We start from the raw sequence: 17,296 nt of genomic DNA, 5'->3' as shown, positions 1-17,296 counted from the left end.
ACCGCTGGCGCGACTACTCCGACCTCGAGATCAAGGACGACGACGTGGTCGGCAACTCGCGCCGCGCATCCGTCTACGAGGCTGCCTACGAGTTCGCGAAGCTCGGCACGCCCGTGCGCCGCGACGAGTGGATGATGCCGCCGCAGACCGTCAACGCCTACTACTCGCCGGGTGAGAACGAGATCGTCTTCCCCGCCGCGATCCTCCAGCTGCCCTTCTTCGACGAGCACCGAGACCCCGCCGCGAACTTCGGCGCGATCGGCGCCGTCATCGGCCACGAGATCGGGCACGGCTTCGACGACCAGGGCTCGAAGTACGACGGAGACGGACGCCTGGAAGACTGGTGGACCTCCGACGACCGCACCGCCTTCGAGCAGCGCACGCGAGCTCTCATCGACCAGTACAACGAGCTCTCACCAGAGGGCACCGAGGGCCGGAAGGTCAACGGTGAGCTCACGATCGGCGAGAACATCGGCGACCTCGGTGGCCTCGGCATCGCGTGGAAGGCGTACCGCGCCTACAGCGCAGACGCCGGCTTCAGCCCCGACGACAAGAACGTCATCGACGGTCTCACCGCCGCGCAGCGCTTCTTCCTCAGCTGGGCGCAGGCGTGGCAGCAGAAGGCACGCCCCGAGTACGCCAAGCTGCTCCTCGCGGTCGACCCGCACTCGCCCGCCGAGTTCCGTTGCAACCAGATCGTCCGCAACGTCGACGCCTTCTACGACGCGTTCGATGTCACCGAGAACGACGCCCTCTGGCTGGCGCCAGAGGCTCGCGTCACCATCTGGTAGCCACCAAGGACCCGCACGAACACGGACGCCCCTCGCTCTTCCGACTCGAGATGGGTTAGGCGCACGTGGATGGGTTGCAACCCATCCCGAAGCGTGCAAGCCATCTCGAGACGGGAGCGCGGGGCCGTGGGGTGGTGCTGGGCTGCCGTGCGGCTACTCGACGCCCGTCGGCGTCCAGACCGTGCCGTCTTTCGAGAGCATGACGAAGGCACCTGCGCCCAGGTACGTAGATGCCACGGCACCACCCGCGCACAGGTTCACGGACTCGGGCGTGTAGCTGGCTGACGTCGTGATCTTGTCCTCGGCATCGCCGAAGAGCAGCGCAAACGAGCCGTCGGCGACGGGCAACGTGCCCTCCGCGACGTCGAAGTTGCCTGCGTCGATGCCCGTGCTCTCGGCGAGCGACTCGACAGTATCGCCAGGGCAGGCGATGACGGCGCCGGTCGCGCCGCTCGGAAGGAGGGCACCGAAGTCGAGCGTGCCGCCCATCTCGCTCTCGCTCAGCGCATCCGCGATCGACGTGCCGGGTGCTTGCATGCCCTCATCGGGGATGGTGTCGTCGGTCTGACCGTCGCCCGCGCATCCGCTGAGCACGAGGAGCGCCGCCAGAGCGGCGGCGCCGGTGAGCAGTTTCGAGCGGTGTTCGCGAAGCATTCGCAGGGTTCCCATCAGCAGAACTTGTACCCGGACGGATAGCTCGGGTTTCGCGCAGGCACAGCAAGCGAACGGTGAACACTCGCCGAGTGGCCGGGCCCAAGAAGTCTGCCCCTTGCTGGGCCCAATGCACGTTAACCGCGTCGGCGTTGCTCGCAGCTGCGGCGAGAAGCCAGCAGCAGCGGACAACGCCGAGTTGTCAGTCGCGAGTGGGCTAGACGAGGCCCGTCGCAACCCATCCGGTACCGGACTTCTCCAACTCGATTTCGGTCCTCATCTTGAATACGGTGCCGCTGAACGACTCACCGAAGTTCGTGGCCGTGCCACAAAGATCGACGGGCGCGTTCAGGAACGACGAGAAGCTCACGGCTTGGCTAACAGCGTCGAGGTAGGCGAACGTGAACATCGTTGAGCCCGTGGGTAGGAACGCTTCTTCCGAAAGTTCCGCAAACGCCTCGTCAGCGATACCCGCTTTGTTCGGCACGGTCTGACGGGTTTCGCCGGGGCAGATGAGGACCAGCTCATCGGAGCCCCTCGGCATGAAGCCGTCAAGGCGCAGCGAGCCCTTCTCGCCGTTCGCCTCGATCGCCGACTCCACGGTCGTCTCCGGTGGAACCATGTCCGGGGCGATTGCCAGCGCTGTTTCCGTTGCGGTTGGCGACGCTGTTGCCGACGAGGTCTCAACAACGGTCTCTGCCGACGGAGTTCCGGTGGCTGCCGTGGCAGTTGTGGTCTGCGAAGCGGTGGCGTCCGGTTCCGGTCCGTCGAGCGGCGTTGCGCTGCAACCGGCAAGCAGAGACAAGCCAGCGACTGCCGTCAATACTCCGAGTGCGGAGCGTCCTTTGGTGTTCTTGATCATGATCCCCCTCATGAAGACGCAGCTAGATCTGCGATCTTTCAGGATCACAGATGCGGGGGCAGCAGGGAGGGGTGGGGGAGAAGTGCCCGGCAAGGAAGCGTCATTGACGCGCAAAGACGTCATTCTCACGCCTTGTCAGAGGGTGTACGCGAGTTACGGAGTGTGTGCGGGGCAGCCGGGGACATTGTCCTCCGCTGAGGCGTCCGAGGGGCGCGTGCTCGCGTGGTCGTGCTCGCCTGGCAGAGCCGGGAGCGAGTCGACGCGAGGTTCCGCCTCGTTTTCACGTGCCGAGCGCTCGACGGTGATGCCGAAAAGCAACTCGATGGCGTCGAGGTACTCGTCGCCGCGTCCAGCGCGGGCGAGTTCCTTCGCGCGCACCGAGGGGCTGTGCAGGAGCGTGTTCGCCAGGCGACGCAGCGCTGCCTCAGCTACGCCTGCGTCATCCTTGTTCGCGACGCGCTCGGTTTCAGCACGTGCGATGTCGGTGATGTGCGAGCGGAGCGCGGCGATACCCTCGGCGACGCTCGTTTCGGCCTGTTGCTCCACGAACTCGCTGGCCGCGCGCGACACGATGCAGCGGGCCTCGTCCGCGGCGCCGAGTTCCTCGAGGGGTGCGTGGATGCGGATGGTCTCGAGATCGAGCACCGAGACACCGTTCAGACGGCCGACGGCGGGGTCGACGTTGCGCGGCATGCCGAGGTCGATGAACAGCGTGGACTCGGCGCAGCCCGGAGCGAGACGAGCCCCGAGCACGAGGTCGTAGTCGATGACAACCGTGTCAGCCGTCGAGCAGGTGACGACGAGGTCGGCGTTGGAGAGGTGCTCTGGCAGGTTCTCGCGCTCGATGACGAAGACGCCGTCACGCTCCGCGAACTTGTGTGCGCGCCCCGATGGAGAGTAGACGCCGACGCGGGTGACGCCGCGGTCCTGGAGCGCCTTGAGTGAAGCGGCCGCGTACGAGCCGGTGCCGACGAGCACAACCTGAGCGGTGCTCCAGTCCGCGATCTGCGAGGCGGCGAGCTCGAGCGAGAGGCGCACAAGCGACCGGCCAGCGCTCTGCAGCTTCGTGCCCGACTTGATGCCGCGCGAAGTGGTGGAGGCCGACTGGAAGAGGCGCTCGAGCTGCGACGTCGACATTCCGGCGGCGCGCGACTCCTCGAGCGCTCGGCGGACCTGGCCCGAGATCTCGCCCTCGCCGACGACCACCGATTCGAGGCCGCTGGAGACTGCGAAGAGGTACTCGGGCACCTGCGTGTCGTGGATGACGGACATGTTCGCGCGCAGGGTCTCGACAGAGACGTCGAGCGCCGAGGCGATGGTCGGCATGAGTTCAGGAGTGACCGGCTGGGCCGTGTCGATGTCGAGGTAGATCTCGAAACGGTTGCATGTGGCCAGCACAATAGCTCCGTCGACGCCGGGGGCGTCGCGGAGCGCAGACTCTAGTTCGCCGTCCTCGCGAGCCGCGAGCTTTTCAAGTACTGGGAAGCTCGCGGTGCGGTGATTGGCACTCAGACACAGCAACACGATTACTTATTGTAGAAGTTCTCCGGGCATCCGCTTAAGAGCCACACCTTCCCTTAAAGCTGTTGCATCCCGCCGCGGCGTGGGATCGTCTCCGGATGTTTGCACGGGCGGCCTCGCACGCGCCTGGTGGGAGAATGGTCCGGTGACCGAAACTGCTCCCGCACCCCTGCCGCTCAGCGACTCGCACCCACTTTCTTCAGGCCTCACAGCTGACGCTCCGCTCATTCGAGCGGCCCGCGGTGAGCGGCCCGAGACGCTGCCAGTGTGGTTCATGCGGCAGGCGGGCCGTTCGCTGCCGGAGTACCGAGAGTTGCGCAAGGGCATCGAGATGCTCGACTCCTGCCTGCGCCCTGAGCTGGCTGCCGAGATCACACTTCAGCCGGTTCGCCGCCACGGTGTCGACGCCGCCGTGTTCTTCAGCGACATCGTCGTGCCCCTGAAGCTCATCGGCGAGGCCGTCGACATCGTTCCTGGCACTGGCCCCGTCTTCGAGAACCCGGTGCGCACGTCACGCGAGGCTCACGAGTTCGCGGCCCGTATCCGGGAGCGCATCAGCCCAGAGCTGTTCGCCCCCATCACGGAGGCCGTCGCACTCACGGTCGCAGAGCTCGGCTCGACGCCGCTCATCGGCTTCGCGGGTGCGCCATTCACGGTCGCCGCGTACGTCGTCGAGGGTGGCCCCTCCAAGGATCACCTCCGTACGCGCACGCTCATGCAGGCGGACCCCGAGGCTTGGGGCGACCTCTCTGGAGCCATCGCGGAGCTCTCCGCTGCGTTCCTCGAGGCACAGGTGCGTGCCGGTGCGAGCATTGTGCAACTGTTCGATTCGTGGGCTGGCTCGCTGAGCCGCGACCGCTACCAGCAGTCGATCGCCGCCTCGAGCGGCCTGGCCCTCGAGCGGGTGCGTGCCTTGCGCACGCCAGGCGGTGAGCGCGTGCGCACCATCCACTTCGGCGTCGGGACGGCGGAACTCCTGCCAGACATGCACGCCATCGGTGCGGACGTCATGGGCGTCGACGACCGGATCGCGCTCGACGAGGCATCTCGTCGCCTCGGTGGCAACGTGCCGCTGCAGGGCAACGTCGACCCGGCGGTGCTTGGTGCCGGGGACGCCGTGCTGCAGGCGCACGTGCGCGACGTCGTGCGCCGGGGTAACTCAGCGCCCGCGCACATCCTCAACCTCGGCCACGGCGTGCCCCCGTCCGCCGACCCGGCCGTGCTGACCGGCCTCGTGGAGTTCGCGCACGCGCTGCCAGACGGTGGTCGAGTCGAGTGACCCAGCGGCCCTCGGGGCAGCCTGAGTTCCTCGTCCTAGGCGGCGGCATCGCCGGGATGCTCGCTGCTCGCCGTGCCGCGGGTCGCGGTGCCCGGGTGCTACTTGTGGAGGCCGGAGACCAGCTCGGAGGCATGATTCGCCGGGCCCAGCTCGGCCACCTGACTGTTGATATCGGCGCCGAGGCGTTCGCGACGAGGGGAGGAGCCTTCGCCGCGCTGCTGCAAGAGCTCGGGATGCTCGGCGACGTCGTCGAGCCGCGCGCTCTCGGCTCCTGGGTCGTGACCGATGGGGCGGCAGCTCCCATGCCCGCTGGCGGAATGCTCGGGATACCGGGGGAGTCGGCACTGCTCGACTCGGAGACTCGAGCCGCCGTGCACGCGGCCATCGGCGACGAGGGCATCGCGGAACTTGAGCGCGACCAGTACCTCTCTCCTGAGGTCGGCGCAGACGCGAGCAACCTCGAAGCGCTTGTCCTCGCTCGCATGGGGCCGGCAGTGCTCGGCCGCCTCGTCTCGCCCGTGACTAGGGGCGTCTACTCTCTCGACCCGGCGGAGCTCGACCACCGGGTCCTCATTCCGGGTCTCGCCGAGCGCATCCGCGAGCACGGCTCGCTGGCCGGCGCCGTTGCGGCGCTTCGCAGGAATGCGCCCCCTGGCGCAGCCGTTCGCACGGTCGATGGCGGGATGCACCTGGTCGTGGCCCGGCTGGAGCGCGACCTCGAGGAGCTCGGCGTGGAGGTTCGCTTCGGCACACGCGTCGTGTCCGTCGCGCCCGTGGGCCAGGAGACATCAGCGGATCACGGGTCCTGGCGTGTGGAGTTCGAGAGCGGCGAGACGCTGGCTGTGCCGCGCATCCTGTCGACAGTCGCCCTTCCGACAGGAACAGTGGCCGCCGGGGCAGAACCGGTGTGCGCGGACCCCGTGCCGGCAGAGGTCGTCGCGCTCCTCGTACGTGCCCCCCAGCTCGACGGATTCCCGCGGGGCACCGGCGTGCTCGTCGGGGAGCCGAGCGCGAGCATCCGCGCCAAGGCCCTCACCCACGTCACCGCGAAATGGGCATGGCAGCAGGAGGCCGCGGGCGAGGGGATGCACGTGCTCCGGCTGTCCTACGGCCCGGAGGTGCGTGGAGGAGCCGAGCCGCTCACGCAAGGCCTGGACGATGGAAAGGTGCGCGAGCTCGCCTGCTTGGACGCGGGCCGCCTGCTCGGAACCTCGATCTCCGTCGACAACGTCGTCGCCATGGCGAGGCACGTCTGGCAGATCCCGGCACCGGCAGCTCGACTCGGCCGTGCAGAAGCGCTCAAGGAGGCCCGCGTCCAGGCTCGAGCCACGTCGGGTCTCGCGCTCGCGGGGACCTGGATCGACGGGACGGGGCTCGCTAGTGTTGTACCCGGAGTGTTCCGCGCAGTCGACGGGCTGTTCCCCGATGACGCACAGGCTTAGCGCGAGTTGAGATGCCTAGCGGGACTAGGCTTGCTGCGTGGCTTGACGGCGCCCGATTGACCGATCGATGGCGTACCGGCGAACGATAGGAGTTTTCATGAAGAAGTTCGTGTTTGTACTTGGCCTCGGTGCCGGGTACGTCCTTGGCGCTCGCGCAGGGCGCAAGCGCTACGACCAGATCTCCTCCGTCGCGAAGACGGTGTGGGACACCAAGCTCGTCCGCGCGAGGCGTGCCGATGTCGACGAGTTTTCCCGCAAGCTCGCTCCCAAGGTTGCGGATGCTGCTGTCAGCGGCGCAAAGCTCGTGACCGCACAGGTCACCAAGGCAGTCAAGGACAACGGCAAGAAGAACTCCTCCTCGAAGTCGACGCCGCCGGCCCCCACCGGCACCGTCGGCAACCCGAGCAGCGACGCGTCCTAACCAGCACTCCCAGCAGAGAGCGACACACCCATGTCTGAGTCGTCAGAAAAGACGCCGATCCGCGGGCCGTTCCCCGGCATCGGCCGCACCAGGGCGAACCCGAAGTCGAGGGCGAGCCTCGGCACGCTCGTGACCGACATCCCCAAGCTCCTCACGAAGCTCGTGCGCGACGAAGTCGAGCAGGGCAAGCGCGAGCTCATCTCGACGGGCACGAAGTACGGCATCGCGGTTGGCCTGTTCGCCGCCGCAGCGTTCTTCGCGCTCACCCTGTGGGCCGTGCTCGTGACCGCTGCCGTCCTCGGTCTGAACACAGTCTTCGCGCCGTGGCTCTCCGCGCTCATCGTGGCAGGCGCGTTCCTGCTGCTCGTGATCGTGCTCGGCCTCGCCGGCTACGTCGCTCTGAAGCGCGCGGGATCGCTCGCGCCGGAGCGCACGATCGCCAGCGTCAAGCAGGATGTCAATGCAGTGAAGGGGCTCGGACAGTATGAGTGAGCAGAACGGCGAGGCGACCCTCGCGAAGAAAGAAGACAAGCGCAATGACGGCCAGCTGAAGGCCGACATCGAGCGCACGCGCCGCGAGCTTGCCGCGACGCTCGACGCGATCGAGGTGAAGGTCGACCCGCGCATCCGCGGACGCGAGCTTCTCGACTCCACGCGCCACAGCATCCAGCGCCTGAAGGAAGACAACCCACTGCTCCTCGCGGGCCTCGCGACGGGTGCCGCAGTCGTCGTAGCAGGTGGCATCACGGCCGCCGTCGCACTGTACCGACGCTCGCGCTGAGTTCGCGGGCGGCCAGCTGCCGTACCCCAATCGTTCCTCGACATTTCGTAGAATAGGACCATGACCCACTCGAACGAGGTCCCGGCATACGCCGCCGAGCCCAATGCAACGTCCGCTGCCCCCGCCGAGCAGGATGGAGGTGCATCCCTCACCGAGTACACGATGATCTCGGTGTTCCGTCGCGAGACGCTCAACGAGCTGGTGCTCTCCGGCCGCGACGCCATCAAGGCCGTCGACGAGCTCGACGGCATCGTCGCAGAGCTGGCCGAGAACGGTGTCAAGGTCCGCGGCTTCTACGACGTCTCCGGGTTCCGCCACGACGGGGAACTCATGGTGTGGCTGCACGGCGAAGTGCCAGAGAGTCTGCAGTGGGGGCTTCGTCAGATCCGACGCAGCGAGCTCATCGCGCCGCTCACGCCGTCCTGGCAGATCGTCGGCGTGCACCGCGCAGCCGAGTTCAGCGCGCGGCACATGCCCGCCTACATGCTTGGCAAGGAGCCGCGCCAGTGGGTCACCGTGTACCCGTTCGTGCGCTCCTACGAGTGGTACCTGCTGCCGGAGGACGAGCGTCGCCAGATGCTCGCCGAGCACGGCAAGGCAGGCTCCTCCTACACCTCGACGCTCACCAACACGGTCGCAGCATTCGGCATCAGCGACTACGAGTGGCTGCTCGCCCTCGAAGACGACAACCTCCTCAACCTCGTCGACATGATGCGCGACCTGCGCCAGACGGATGCTCGCCGCCACGTGCGCGAGGAGGTGCCGTTCTACACGGGTCGATTCGTGCAGACCTCCGAGATCGTCGAGGTCCTGCAGTGACCGACGTCGCCGCACAGCAGACCGGCCAGCGGCCCGCCGCGCGCAAGCCAAACCCGGCCACGTTCACGCGGGTCGAAGTCAACGCGGCCGTGAGCGCAGCATCCGACGCAGCCAAGTTCGGCCCCGAGCACACGTCCGATCCCGTCGCGTACGACGGCATCCTGCTCGCCTCGTTCGGCGGACCGGAAGGGCAGGACGAGGTCATACCGTTCCTGCGCAACGTCACGGCCGGCCGCGGTATCCCCGACGAGCGCCTCGAGGAAGTGGCGCACCACTACCGCCACTACGGCGGTGTGAGCCCCATCAACGAGCAGAACCGTCAGCTGAAGGCGTCGCTCGAGCGGGAGCTGGAGCGCCGCGGCATCGACCTGCCCGTCTTCTGGGGCAACCGCAACTCGGAGCCGTACTTCAACGACGTGCTGCTCGGTGCTCGCGCTGCGGGCTGCTCAACGCTCATCGCCATCGCAACAAGCGCCTACTCGTCGTTCTCGAGCTGCCGCCAGTACCGCGAGGACTTCGCCGACGCGCTCGAAGACACAGGCCTGAGCGGCCACATGACGATCGACAAGGTGCGTGCGTTCTTCGACCACCCAGGCTTCGTCGCTCCGTTCATCGAGGGTGTCCGCGATGCCGTGCTCAGCCTTGCCCACGACGACGCCGAGCTCGACCTGGCCACCGAGATCGAGGTCCTCTTCACGACGCACTCGGTGCCGATGGCCGACGCCGCCAACTCGGGCCCTCCCGGGGCCGGGTTCGGCGAGAGCGGTGCGTACGCCGCCCAGCATCTCGCGGTTGCCGAGGTCGTCGCCCTCGCCGCTCTGCAGGAGCTCAGCGAAGACACCACGATCGAGGGCCGCGTGCCGGAGCAGCTCTCCTGGCAGCTCGTCTACCAGTCGCGCTCCGGCCCGCCTTCGCAGCCGTGGCTCGAGCCCGACATCAACGACGTCATCGAGGAGCTCCCCTCCAAGGGTGCCAAAGCGGTCGTTGTCGTGCCGATCGGCTTCGTCTCCGACCACATGGAGGTGCTCTGGGACCTCGACAACGAGGCCAAGGACTCCGCCGCTGACGCGGGCCTGGCCTTCCGCAGGACCCCGACGCCGGGCATCCACGCGAAGTACGTGGAGGGTCTTGTTGACCTGGTCCTCGAGCGCCGCGACGCGACCCCGGTCGGCGAGCGCCCCGCGATGACCTCGATCGGGCCCTGGTTCGACGTGTGCCGACCCGGCTGCTGCGCCAACAAGCGCCTCGGTTTCAAGCCGGCGGTCTCCGGACTCCTGCCGTGACGCTGCGGATCGGCACGCGGGGCAGTGCGCTCGCGGTCGCGCAGACCTCGACCATGGCGCGCGAACTCGAGCGCATCACGGGAGACGCGACCGAGCTCGTCCGGGTCACGACGCACGGCGATGTGACACGCGCCGCGCTCTCCTCGCTCGGTGGCACGGGAGTGTTCGCGAGTGAACTGCGAGACGCGCTTCTTGCGGGGGAGTGCGACCTTGTTGTCCACTCGCTCAAGGACCTGCCGACAGCAAAAGCGCCCGGCCTCACCGTCGCCGCGTACCCGGTCCGGGAAGACCCGCGTGACGCGCTCTGCTCGTTGGGCGGCGCGTCCGGACTCACGCTCGAGCAGCTTCCGCACGGCGCGAAAGTCGGCACCGGCTCGCCGCGCCGAGTCGCCCAGCTGCTCACGCTGCGGCCGGACCTCGAGATCCGTGACATCCGAGGCAACGTCGAGCGCCGTCTCCGCTTCGTCACCGATGGCGAGCTCGACGCCGTCGTGCTGGCCGCGGCTGGGCTCGAGCGGCTCGGATTCTCCGACGCCATCACCGAGCGCTTCGACCTGAACGACTTCCCGAATGCGCCGGGGCAGGGCTGCCTTGCGATCGAGGTGCGCGACGACGACGCCCCAGCAGGCGTCGCCCAGCTCGACGACCCAGCGGCACGTGCCGCCGTGCTCGTGGAACGCGGCATTCTCGCGACTCTCGAGGCCGGATGCGCGGCACCGGTCGGCGCATCCGCGCGATACGCCGACGGAAAGCTCGAGGCGTGGGCTACCGTGTATGCAGTAGACGGATCTTCGCGGGTCTCCAGCAGGCGTGCCGTGGAGGTCTCCGACCCCCGCGCACTCGACGCCGCCCAGGCTGAACTGGTCACGCTCATCTCGACGGACCTCTTCGATCAGGGTGCTGTTGCGCTGATGGCCTGATGGCCTGATGGCCTGAACGGAGGGTCCTGACGTGAACGGAGGAGCCGCGATGGATGCACCGCTGAAGGGCTGGAAGATCCTCGTACCTCGTGGCGGCGTGTGGGGCGGCGACGTCGCTGAGGCCGTTCGCGCGCGGTCCGCCTTCCCGATCACGGCTCCCCTCATCAATTTCGCGAGCCCCAACGAGGACGATTCGCGACTGCTCTCGGAGAAGATCCGCCTCCTCGAGAGCGGGCACTACAACTGGATCGCGGTCACAAGCGCCACCGCGGCCGACGTCATGCACTCGCTCGGCGTGAAAGTGCCAGACCACACGCTCATCGCGGCGGTCGGCGAGACCACGGCCGCGTCGCTCACGACAGCTGGCTACCGTGTCGATTTCGTGCCGACACACGACAACTCGGCCAAGGGGCTCCTCCTCGAGTGGGCCGAAGCCGCTCGCCACCAGCCACCGATCTCCGTGCTGTGGCTCCGCTCGGAGGTCGCGCGCCCGACCCTGGCGGAAGGCCTCGCACGTCGCGGGCACCTCGTCGACTCCGTTGTCGCTTACCGAACCGTCGGAGTGCCCGCCGCGGAGAGCATCCAGTACGACATCCGCAACAGCCGGATCCGCGCCATCCTCGTGACGAGCGGCTCGGTGGCCGAGCAGGTCCATAAGCAATTCTCTCCGATCCCCGACGAGATCTACATCGCGGCGATCGGCCCACGCACTGCGAAAGACGCCAGGCAGCTGGGCCTTCGTGTTGACGCGGTGGCGAAGCAGCGTTCAGTGGCCTCGCTGCTCGACGGCCTCGAGTGGCTGGCGAGCGGCAGCGACATGCCCGTCACCGAGGCGATCGACCTCAAGGCGCTCCGCGCGTTCGAGGCGCTCGTGCTGCAGGCAGAGCAGGAGAACCTGCCCGTGCCGAAGGAAGACATCCCCGCACTTGATGAGGGCCGCGGTCAAACGCCGGGCGATCGCTGAGCTGCGCGCTCGCCGCGGCGCCCGGGCACCGGAATGAGCGCGGGTCGGTCGCTGACACGACAACCGGCGCTGAACTTTTGAGGAAGGACACGATCGCATGATCTCCCCGAGCCGCAGGCCCCGCCGCCTACGCCAGAGCGACGCCGTGCGCCGCCAGGTGCGCGAAGTGCGCATCCATCCGAACGACCTCATCCTGCCCCTCTTCGTTCGTGAGGGAGCTACGGAGCCCATCGCGATCACGTCGATGCCGGGAGTGCAGCAGCACTCCCTCGACTCGCTGCGCCGCGCCGTCGACGAGGCGGCAACGCTCGGCGTCGGCGGGGTCATGCTCTTCGGTGTCCCAGAGACGCGCGATGCGATCGGCTCAGGAGCAACGGAACCGAACGGCATCCTCAACGTCGCCGCACGAGTGCTCGCGGACGAGTTCGGCGACGCGATCGTCGTGCAGACGGACCTCTGCCTCGACGAGTTCACGGACCACGGCCACTGCGGGGTACTGGATGCTGGTGGCCGGGTCGACAACGACGCGACCCTCGAACGGTACGACGCCATGGCAATCGCCCAGGCTGAGGCCGGCGCTGCGATGCTCGGGATGTCGGGGATGATGGACGGCCAGGTCGCCAGCGCGCGCGCCGCCCTGGACGACGCCGGACACACTGACGTCGCGATCGTCGCATACTCGGCGAAATACGCCTCTGCGTTCTACGGCCCCTTCCGTGAGGCCGTCGACTCGCAGCTCCAGGGGGATCGTCGCACCTACCAGCTCGACCCCGCGAACCGCCGCGAGGGCATGCGCGAAGCGCTCATCGACATCGAGGAAGGGGCAGACGTCGTCATGGTGAAGCCTGCGGGCTCCTACCTCGACGTCCTCGCCGATGTCGCCGCTGAGTCGATCGTCCCGGTGTGGGCGTACCAGGTCAGCGGCGAGTACGCCATGATCGAGGCCGCCGCGGCCAACGGCTGGATCGACCGCGAGCGTGCGATCGCGGAGTCGATCACCTCCATCCGCCGGGCCGGCGCGGACGCCGTGCTCACCTACTACGCGAGCGAGCTCGCGCGCACGCTGGCCACGCAGTCGGGCACGCCAGTGTCGGCGGCCCATGGCAGAGTGGATGCACGATGAACCACGAAGCCTCAGCATCGCTTTTTGCCCGCTCGCTCGACGTCACGCCGGGGGGCGTGAACTCGCCGGTCCGCGCCTATGGCTCGGTTGGTGGCACACCTCCCTTCGCGGCCTCGGCCAAGGGGCCGTACCTCACTGACGTCGACGGCAACGAGTACGTCGACCTCGTCAGCGGATGGGGGCCCATGCTGCTCGGGCACGCGCATCCTGCCGTCGTAGCCGCCGTGCAGGACGCGACCGCACGCGGCCTCTCGTTCGGCGCGCCGACCCCCGCTGAGACGCAGCTCGCCGAGCTCGTGGTGGAGCGCATCGCCCCCATCGAGCAGGTGCGTCTCGTCTCGACGGGCACCGAGGCGACCATGACGGCGCTTCGCCTCGCCCGCGGCTACACGGGCCGCGACCTCATCGTGAAGTTCGCCGGCTGCTACCACGGCCACTCCGACGGCCTCCTCGCGGCGGCAGGCTCCGGCCTCGCCACGCTTGCGCTGCCTGGCTCCGCCGGCGTGCCGGAGGCCATCACCTCGCAGACCATCGTCGTGCCGTTCAACGACCTCGAGGCCGTGCGCGCCGCGTTCGCCGAGCACCCTGGCCAGATCGCCGCCGTCATCACGGAGGCGTCGCCCGCCAACATGGGCGTCGTGCCGCCCGAGCCCGGCTTCAACCGCGCGCTCGCCGAGCTCTGCGCGGCCGAGGGCGCGCTGCTCGTGTGCGACGAGGTGCTCACGGGCTTCCGCACCGGCCCCGCAGGCTGGTGGGGCGAGGAGCAGAAGATCGAGGCCTCGGCCGGCTGGCAGGCAGACCTCTACACGTTCGGCAAGGTCATCGGCGGCGGCATGCCCGTCGCGGCCCTGGGCGGCTCGCGCGAGATCATGAGCTACCTGGCTCCTCAGGGGCCGGTCTACCAGGCGGGAACCCTCTCGGGGAACCCCGTCGCCGTCGCCGCTGGCATCGCGACGCTCTCGCTCGCCGACGCGGCCGTCTACGCGCGCGTCGATGCGGCCGCCGAGCGCATCCGCACCGCCACCTCCGAGGCGCTCACGGCCGCGGGAGTCGCCCACTCGGTGCAGAACGTCGGCAACCTCTTCAGCTTCACCTTCGGCGACGGCGCGGCGCTCGGCTGGACCGGCACGGGAGGCGGGCCACGCAACGAGGACGAGGTCAAGCGCCAGGAGGCCTGGCGCTACCCGCCGTTCTTCGCGGCCATGCTCGACGCGGGCGTCAACCTTCCGCCGAGCGTGTTCGAGGCCTGGTTCGTATCGGCCGCCCACGATGACGCCGCCATCGACCGTGTCCTCGCGGCGTTGCCGGCGGCCGCTCGTGCTGCCGCGGGCGCTTCGGCACCCGAGTAAGGTCACGTGGACGCCCTGAACTTCGAGCGAGAGGCCTAGACGCCACGTGGAAGAGCTGACGCAGTGGGTGCTCGACCTGCGAGGCTCCGGCTGGAGCTTTGCCGTCGTCGCGCTGGTGCTTTTGATCGGCGGGGTCGTCACCTTCCTGCCGAGCCAGTCGCTGGTTGTCGCGCTCGCCGCGCTCACCGCGGGTGATGAGGGCTGGACTGCCCTCATCAACCTGTTCGGCCTGTTCGGCTTCTGCGTCGTCGGCATGGTGCTCGGCGACATCGGCACGTACTGGCTCGCGCGCGGAATCGGCTTTGGTAAGTGGAGCTGGATGAACGGACGACGCCTCACTGCCGTGCGCACCCGCGTCGGCGACCAGCTGAAGACGAGGCCGAAGTGGGTCATGGTGACCGTCAGGCTCCTGCCGATGGGCCGGATCGCGACCGTGCTCGCCGCATCCGATGCCCGAATGCCCATGCCACGGTTCCTGCCGCTTTGCGTGCTCGCGAGCGCCGTCTGGGTTGGCTACGCGGTCATCATCGGCGCGGCCTTCGGGTCGTTCAGCACCGACAACCCGTTGCTCATGATGGTCCTCGCCGTCGCCACCGCCATCGCGCTCGGCCTTCTCGCGCAGGTCGTCAACGGCTGGTTCGAGAAGATCGCCGATCGCCGCAAGGCGCACCACGCGGCGGGCTGACGCGCTCGGCCCCTGGCTGACGCGCTCGGCCCCTGGCTGACGCGCTCGGTGTGGCGCGCCTGCTTCGGCGTTGACTCGACGGCACGCGCTCCAGATACACGTCTCGGGATGGCTTCCTCACCTGCAGATGGGTTGCAACCCATCTCGAGGTGCGGAACCCATCCCGAAACCTGTGGGGTGAGCGGATGCGGCGCGTGACTACGCGGCGTTGGCTTTGCCGCGGAGCTCCGCGAGCTCGCGGCCGGACTCCGTCGCCTTCGTCTCGGCGTCTGCCTTGAGCTCTGCGGCGAGGTCGGCGAACTGGTCGAGGGCCGGGTTCACGCCGACAAGCGTGAAGGGACGCTGCACGACGCGGAGGTCGAGGCCCCAGACGTCCTGGAGCAGGCGCGTGAGATAGGGCGTCGAGTGGTCCCAGCCGTCCTTCGGGGTGCCCTCGCCGTAGTTGCCGCCGAGGACCGTCGCGAGGGTCGCTGGCTTTCCTGCCAGCGTGGTGCTCGTGTTGTTGGTGCGGGGGTCGGTGTACGCGAGGTCGAACCACAGCTTGAAGTGCTGGGAGACACCGAAGTTGTAGAGCGGGACGGTGAAGAGCAGGGCGTCGGCCTCGATGAGCTCGTCGGCCAGCTGCGCGGCGAGGGTGACGGCGGCGCGCTGCTCCTCGGTGCGGTCCTCCTCCGGCGTGAAGCCCGCGTAGACGGCGTTCTGCCAGGCGTCCGCGGGGATGGGCGACTCGATGAGGTTGCGGTGCGTGACGACGGAGTCGGGGTGCGCTGCGGTCCACTCGGCCTCGACGAGGTCGCCGAGCGCGCGGCTGGCCGAGGTGGCGGGGAGGAGGCTGGCGTCGATACGGAGAAGGGACATGCGGGGGCTCCTAACAAGTTCACAGAGTCGCTATGAAAACCAGAGCGACTCTGCGCAGGTTAGCACGAGTACACTGGCGGCATGGCAGAGAGAGCGCAGGAGCACGTCAAGTCAGAGTGCGATGGTGCCGTCTCGCTGGCGTTTACGCTGCTCGGCAAGCGCTGGAACGGCATGATCATCGACGTGCTCGGCTCCCAGCCGCTCACCTTCGTCGAACTCAGGCGCGCGGTCACCGGCATCAGCGACGCCGTCCTCTCCGATCGCCTGAGCGAGCTCGCGGCCGCAGGCCTCGTGGCGCGCACCGTGAGCAACGGGCCGCCCGTTTCGGTCAGCTACGAGCTCACGACCGCAGGCCAGCGCCTCATCCCGGTGCTCAAGCAGCTCGGCACCTGGGCGTCGGAGAACCTCGAGCAGGCTGCCAAGACCTGCTAACGCGCGGTCCGGGCGCGGACATCCGGTGTCGTGCAGGCCAGGCGCGGCCAGCTCAGGCGTCGCCTCGAACGCGGACGACCGTGCGCCCGCGCACCTTGCCGTTGAGGATCGGCTGCGCGTACTCGAGTGCCTCCTCTAGGGCGATGACCTCCGTCATCGACTCGAGCAGCTCGCTGTCGAGCTCCAGCAGTCGGTTCCAGGCCTCTGCCCGCACCTCGACCGTCTGCACCACCGAGTTGATGCCGCGCAGCGTGACGCCGCGCAGGATGAACGGCATGACGGTCGTCGGCAGGTCGGTTCCCTGCGCCAGCCCGCAGGAGGTCACGAGCCCCTCGCGCCTCGTCTGCGCGAGCACGTTCGCCAGGGTCGTCGAGCCGACGGCGTCGATGGCGCCAGCCCACCGCTCGCTCTGCAAGGGCTTGCCAGGGGCGTCCGAGAGCTCGTGCCGGTCGATGATCTCCGAGGCGCCCAGACGCCGCAGGTAGTCGCCCTCCTGCCCGCCGCGACCCGTGGATGCGACAACCCGGTACCCGAGTCCGGCCAGCAGAGCGATCGCCACGCTGCCGACGCCGCCAGCAGCTCCCGTCACGAGCACGTCCCCGTCACCGGGCTCCACCTGCTTCTCGAGTGCAAGCACCGACAGCATCGCCGTGTAGCCGGCCGTGCCGATCGCGGCCCCGTCGACAAGCGACATCGCCTCTGGCAAGTGGATGAGGGACTCGTCGTCGACGAGGCACAGCTCCGCGAGTCCGCCGTGCCTGGTCTCGCCCAGGCCGGCACCGTTCAGTACGACGCGATCACCTGGCACGAAGTTCTGGGTACGCGACTCGCGTACGACCCCGACGACATCGATGCCTGGCACAAGCACATCCGCTCGGCTCACACCGGGCTTGCCCGCGAGGAGCAGCGCATCCTTGTAGTTGAGGCTCGAGTAGGCCACATCGATAAGGACCTGACCCCGCCCCAGGTGGCCATCGCCGAAGAGCTCATCGCCGAGCTCATCGAAAGCGACATCGATGCGGGGCTTCCCCGCGTCGTCAGTGGACTTCGTCGTCAGGTATCCGCGAACCATGGCGCCATCGTAGGTGGTCAGCCTCTGAGCTCCCCAGCATCCG

The 17,296-nt window shown here is 68.3% G+C and carries 19 protein-coding genes; 14 read left to right on the top strand and 5 right to left on the bottom strand.

All coding sequences use genetic code 11. The features are described from left to right. The coding region (locus tag FHX72_RS16800) for a M13-type metalloendopeptidase (protein WP_276510529.1) at positions 1–791 on the top strand (791 nt) is incomplete at its 5' end. A gap of 153 nt (positions 792–944) precedes the next feature. Here the strand turns inward: FHX72_RS16800 and FHX72_RS16795 are convergent. The 3 genes from FHX72_RS16795 to FHX72_RS16785 all read right to left on the bottom strand — a co-directional run bounded on the left by FHX72_RS16795 (position 945) and on the right by FHX72_RS16785 (position 3,828). Continuing rightward, complete coding sequence (locus tag FHX72_RS16795) at positions 945–1,460, bottom strand: hypothetical protein (protein WP_156475638.1); 516 nt, start codon at positions 1,458–1,460, stop codon at positions 945–947. A 199-nt stretch (positions 1,461–1,659) separates the two neighbouring features. Then, positions 1,660–2,304: a hypothetical protein gene (locus FHX72_RS16790; protein WP_068493787.1), complete on the bottom strand. Its 645-nt coding sequence runs from the start codon at positions 2,302–2,304 to the stop codon at positions 1,660–1,662. 153 nt (positions 2,305–2,457) lie between these two features. Next, positions 2,458–3,828: a glutamyl-tRNA reductase gene (locus FHX72_RS16785; RefSeq protein ID WP_082775165.1), complete on the bottom strand. Its 1,371-nt coding sequence runs from the start codon at positions 3,826–3,828 to the stop codon at positions 2,458–2,460. A 142-nt stretch (positions 3,829–3,970) separates the two neighbouring features. On the opposite strand from FHX72_RS16785, the gene hemE reads away from it, so the two are divergent. From hemE to FHX72_RS16725, 12 genes are all read left to right on the top strand, one after another. After that, positions 3,971–5,104: a uroporphyrinogen decarboxylase gene (gene hemE / locus FHX72_RS16780; protein WP_338110161.1), complete on the top strand. Its 1,134-nt coding sequence runs from the start codon at positions 3,971–3,973 to the stop codon at positions 5,102–5,104. Beyond that, a complete protein-coding gene (locus tag FHX72_RS16775; protein WP_068493790.1) occupies positions 5,101–6,546 on the top strand; it encodes a protoporphyrinogen/coproporphyrinogen oxidase in 1,446 nt (481 codons plus the stop codon). The genes hemE and FHX72_RS16775 overlap by 4 nt, the downstream gene beginning before the upstream one ends. Positions 6,547–6,643: 97 nt before the next feature. Continuing rightward, positions 6,644–6,967 (top strand): hypothetical protein, encoded by a 324-nt coding sequence (locus FHX72_RS16770; protein WP_068478492.1) that lies wholly within the window; start codon positions 6,644–6,646, stop codon positions 6,965–6,967. A gap of 30 nt (positions 6,968–6,997) precedes the next feature. Further along, entirely contained in the window at positions 6,998–7,459 is a 462-nt protein-coding gene (locus FHX72_RS16765; protein ID WP_082775164.1) for a phage holin family protein, read from the top strand. Continuing rightward, the gene (locus FHX72_RS16760; protein WP_068478490.1) at positions 7,452–7,748 is read left to right on the top strand and encodes a DUF3618 domain-containing protein; all 297 of its coding nucleotides are present in this window, start codon (positions 7,452–7,454) and stop codon (positions 7,746–7,748) included. The genes FHX72_RS16765 and FHX72_RS16760 overlap by 8 nt, the downstream gene beginning before the upstream one ends. A gap of 60 nt (positions 7,749–7,808) precedes the next feature. After that, positions 7,809–8,567: a hydrogen peroxide-dependent heme synthase gene (gene hemQ / locus FHX72_RS16755; protein WP_244964321.1), complete on the top strand. Its 759-nt coding sequence runs from the start codon at positions 7,809–7,811 to the stop codon at positions 8,565–8,567. Between the two features lie 89 nt (positions 8,568–8,656). Further along, positions 8,657–9,850 (top strand): ferrochelatase, encoded by a 1,194-nt coding sequence (locus FHX72_RS16750; protein WP_183626597.1) that lies wholly within the window; start codon positions 8,657–8,659, stop codon positions 9,848–9,850. After that, a complete protein-coding gene (gene hemC, locus FHX72_RS16745; RefSeq protein WP_183626555.1) occupies positions 9,847–10,770 on the top strand; it encodes a hydroxymethylbilane synthase in 924 nt (307 codons plus the stop codon). The genes FHX72_RS16750 and hemC overlap by 4 nt, the downstream gene beginning before the upstream one ends. Positions 10,771–10,819: 49 nt before the next feature. Further along, positions 10,820–11,734 carry a uroporphyrinogen-III synthase gene (locus tag FHX72_RS16740; protein ID WP_068478486.1) on the top strand — a complete coding sequence of 305 codons (915 nt, stop codon included), beginning with the start codon at positions 10,820–10,822 and terminating at the stop codon, positions 11,732–11,734. A gap of 97 nt (positions 11,735–11,831) precedes the next feature. Further along, the gene (hemB, locus tag FHX72_RS16735) at positions 11,832–12,857 is read left to right on the top strand and encodes a porphobilinogen synthase (protein ID WP_068478484.1); all 1,026 of its coding nucleotides are present in this window, start codon (positions 11,832–11,834) and stop codon (positions 12,855–12,857) included. Beyond that, positions 12,854–14,206: a glutamate-1-semialdehyde 2,1-aminomutase gene (hemL, locus tag FHX72_RS16730; protein ID WP_183626553.1), complete on the top strand. Its 1,353-nt coding sequence runs from the start codon at positions 12,854–12,856 to the stop codon at positions 14,204–14,206. The genes hemB and hemL overlap by 4 nt, the downstream gene beginning before the upstream one ends. A 46-nt stretch (positions 14,207–14,252) precedes the next feature. Further along, a complete protein-coding gene (locus FHX72_RS16725; RefSeq protein ID WP_068478480.1) occupies positions 14,253–14,891 on the top strand; it encodes a DedA family protein in 639 nt (212 codons plus the stop codon). 198 nt (positions 14,892–15,089) lie between these two features. On the opposite strand, the gene FHX72_RS16720 is transcribed toward FHX72_RS16725, so the two are convergent. Then, a complete protein-coding gene (locus tag FHX72_RS16720) occupies positions 15,090–15,749 on the bottom strand; it encodes an FMN-dependent NADH-azoreductase (RefSeq protein ID WP_183626551.1) in 660 nt (219 codons plus the stop codon). An 81-nt stretch (positions 15,750–15,830) separates the two neighbouring features. On the opposite strand from FHX72_RS16720, the gene FHX72_RS16715 reads away from it, so the two are divergent. Further along, on the top strand, positions 15,831–16,181 hold the full coding sequence (locus FHX72_RS16715; protein ID WP_068478476.1) for a winged helix-turn-helix transcriptional regulator: 351 nt from the start codon (positions 15,831–15,833) through the stop codon (positions 16,179–16,181). A gap of 52 nt (positions 16,182–16,233) precedes the next feature. Here the strand turns inward: FHX72_RS16715 and FHX72_RS16710 are convergent, their stop codons facing one another. Then, on the bottom strand, positions 16,234–17,253 hold the full coding sequence (locus tag FHX72_RS16710; protein ID WP_068493799.1) for an MDR family oxidoreductase: 1,020 nt from the start codon (positions 17,251–17,253) through the stop codon (positions 16,234–16,236). Between the last annotated feature and the right edge of the window lie 43 nt (positions 17,254–17,296).

Source organism: Pseudoclavibacter helvolus (genome assembly GCF_014191305.1).
Classification (GTDB): domain Bacteria; phylum Actinomycetota; class Actinomycetes; order Actinomycetales; family Microbacteriaceae; genus Pseudoclavibacter; species Pseudoclavibacter helvolus.
The sequence above is the reverse complement of the archived record's forward strand: the minus strand, read 5'-3'. Positions and strand labels throughout refer to the sequence as shown.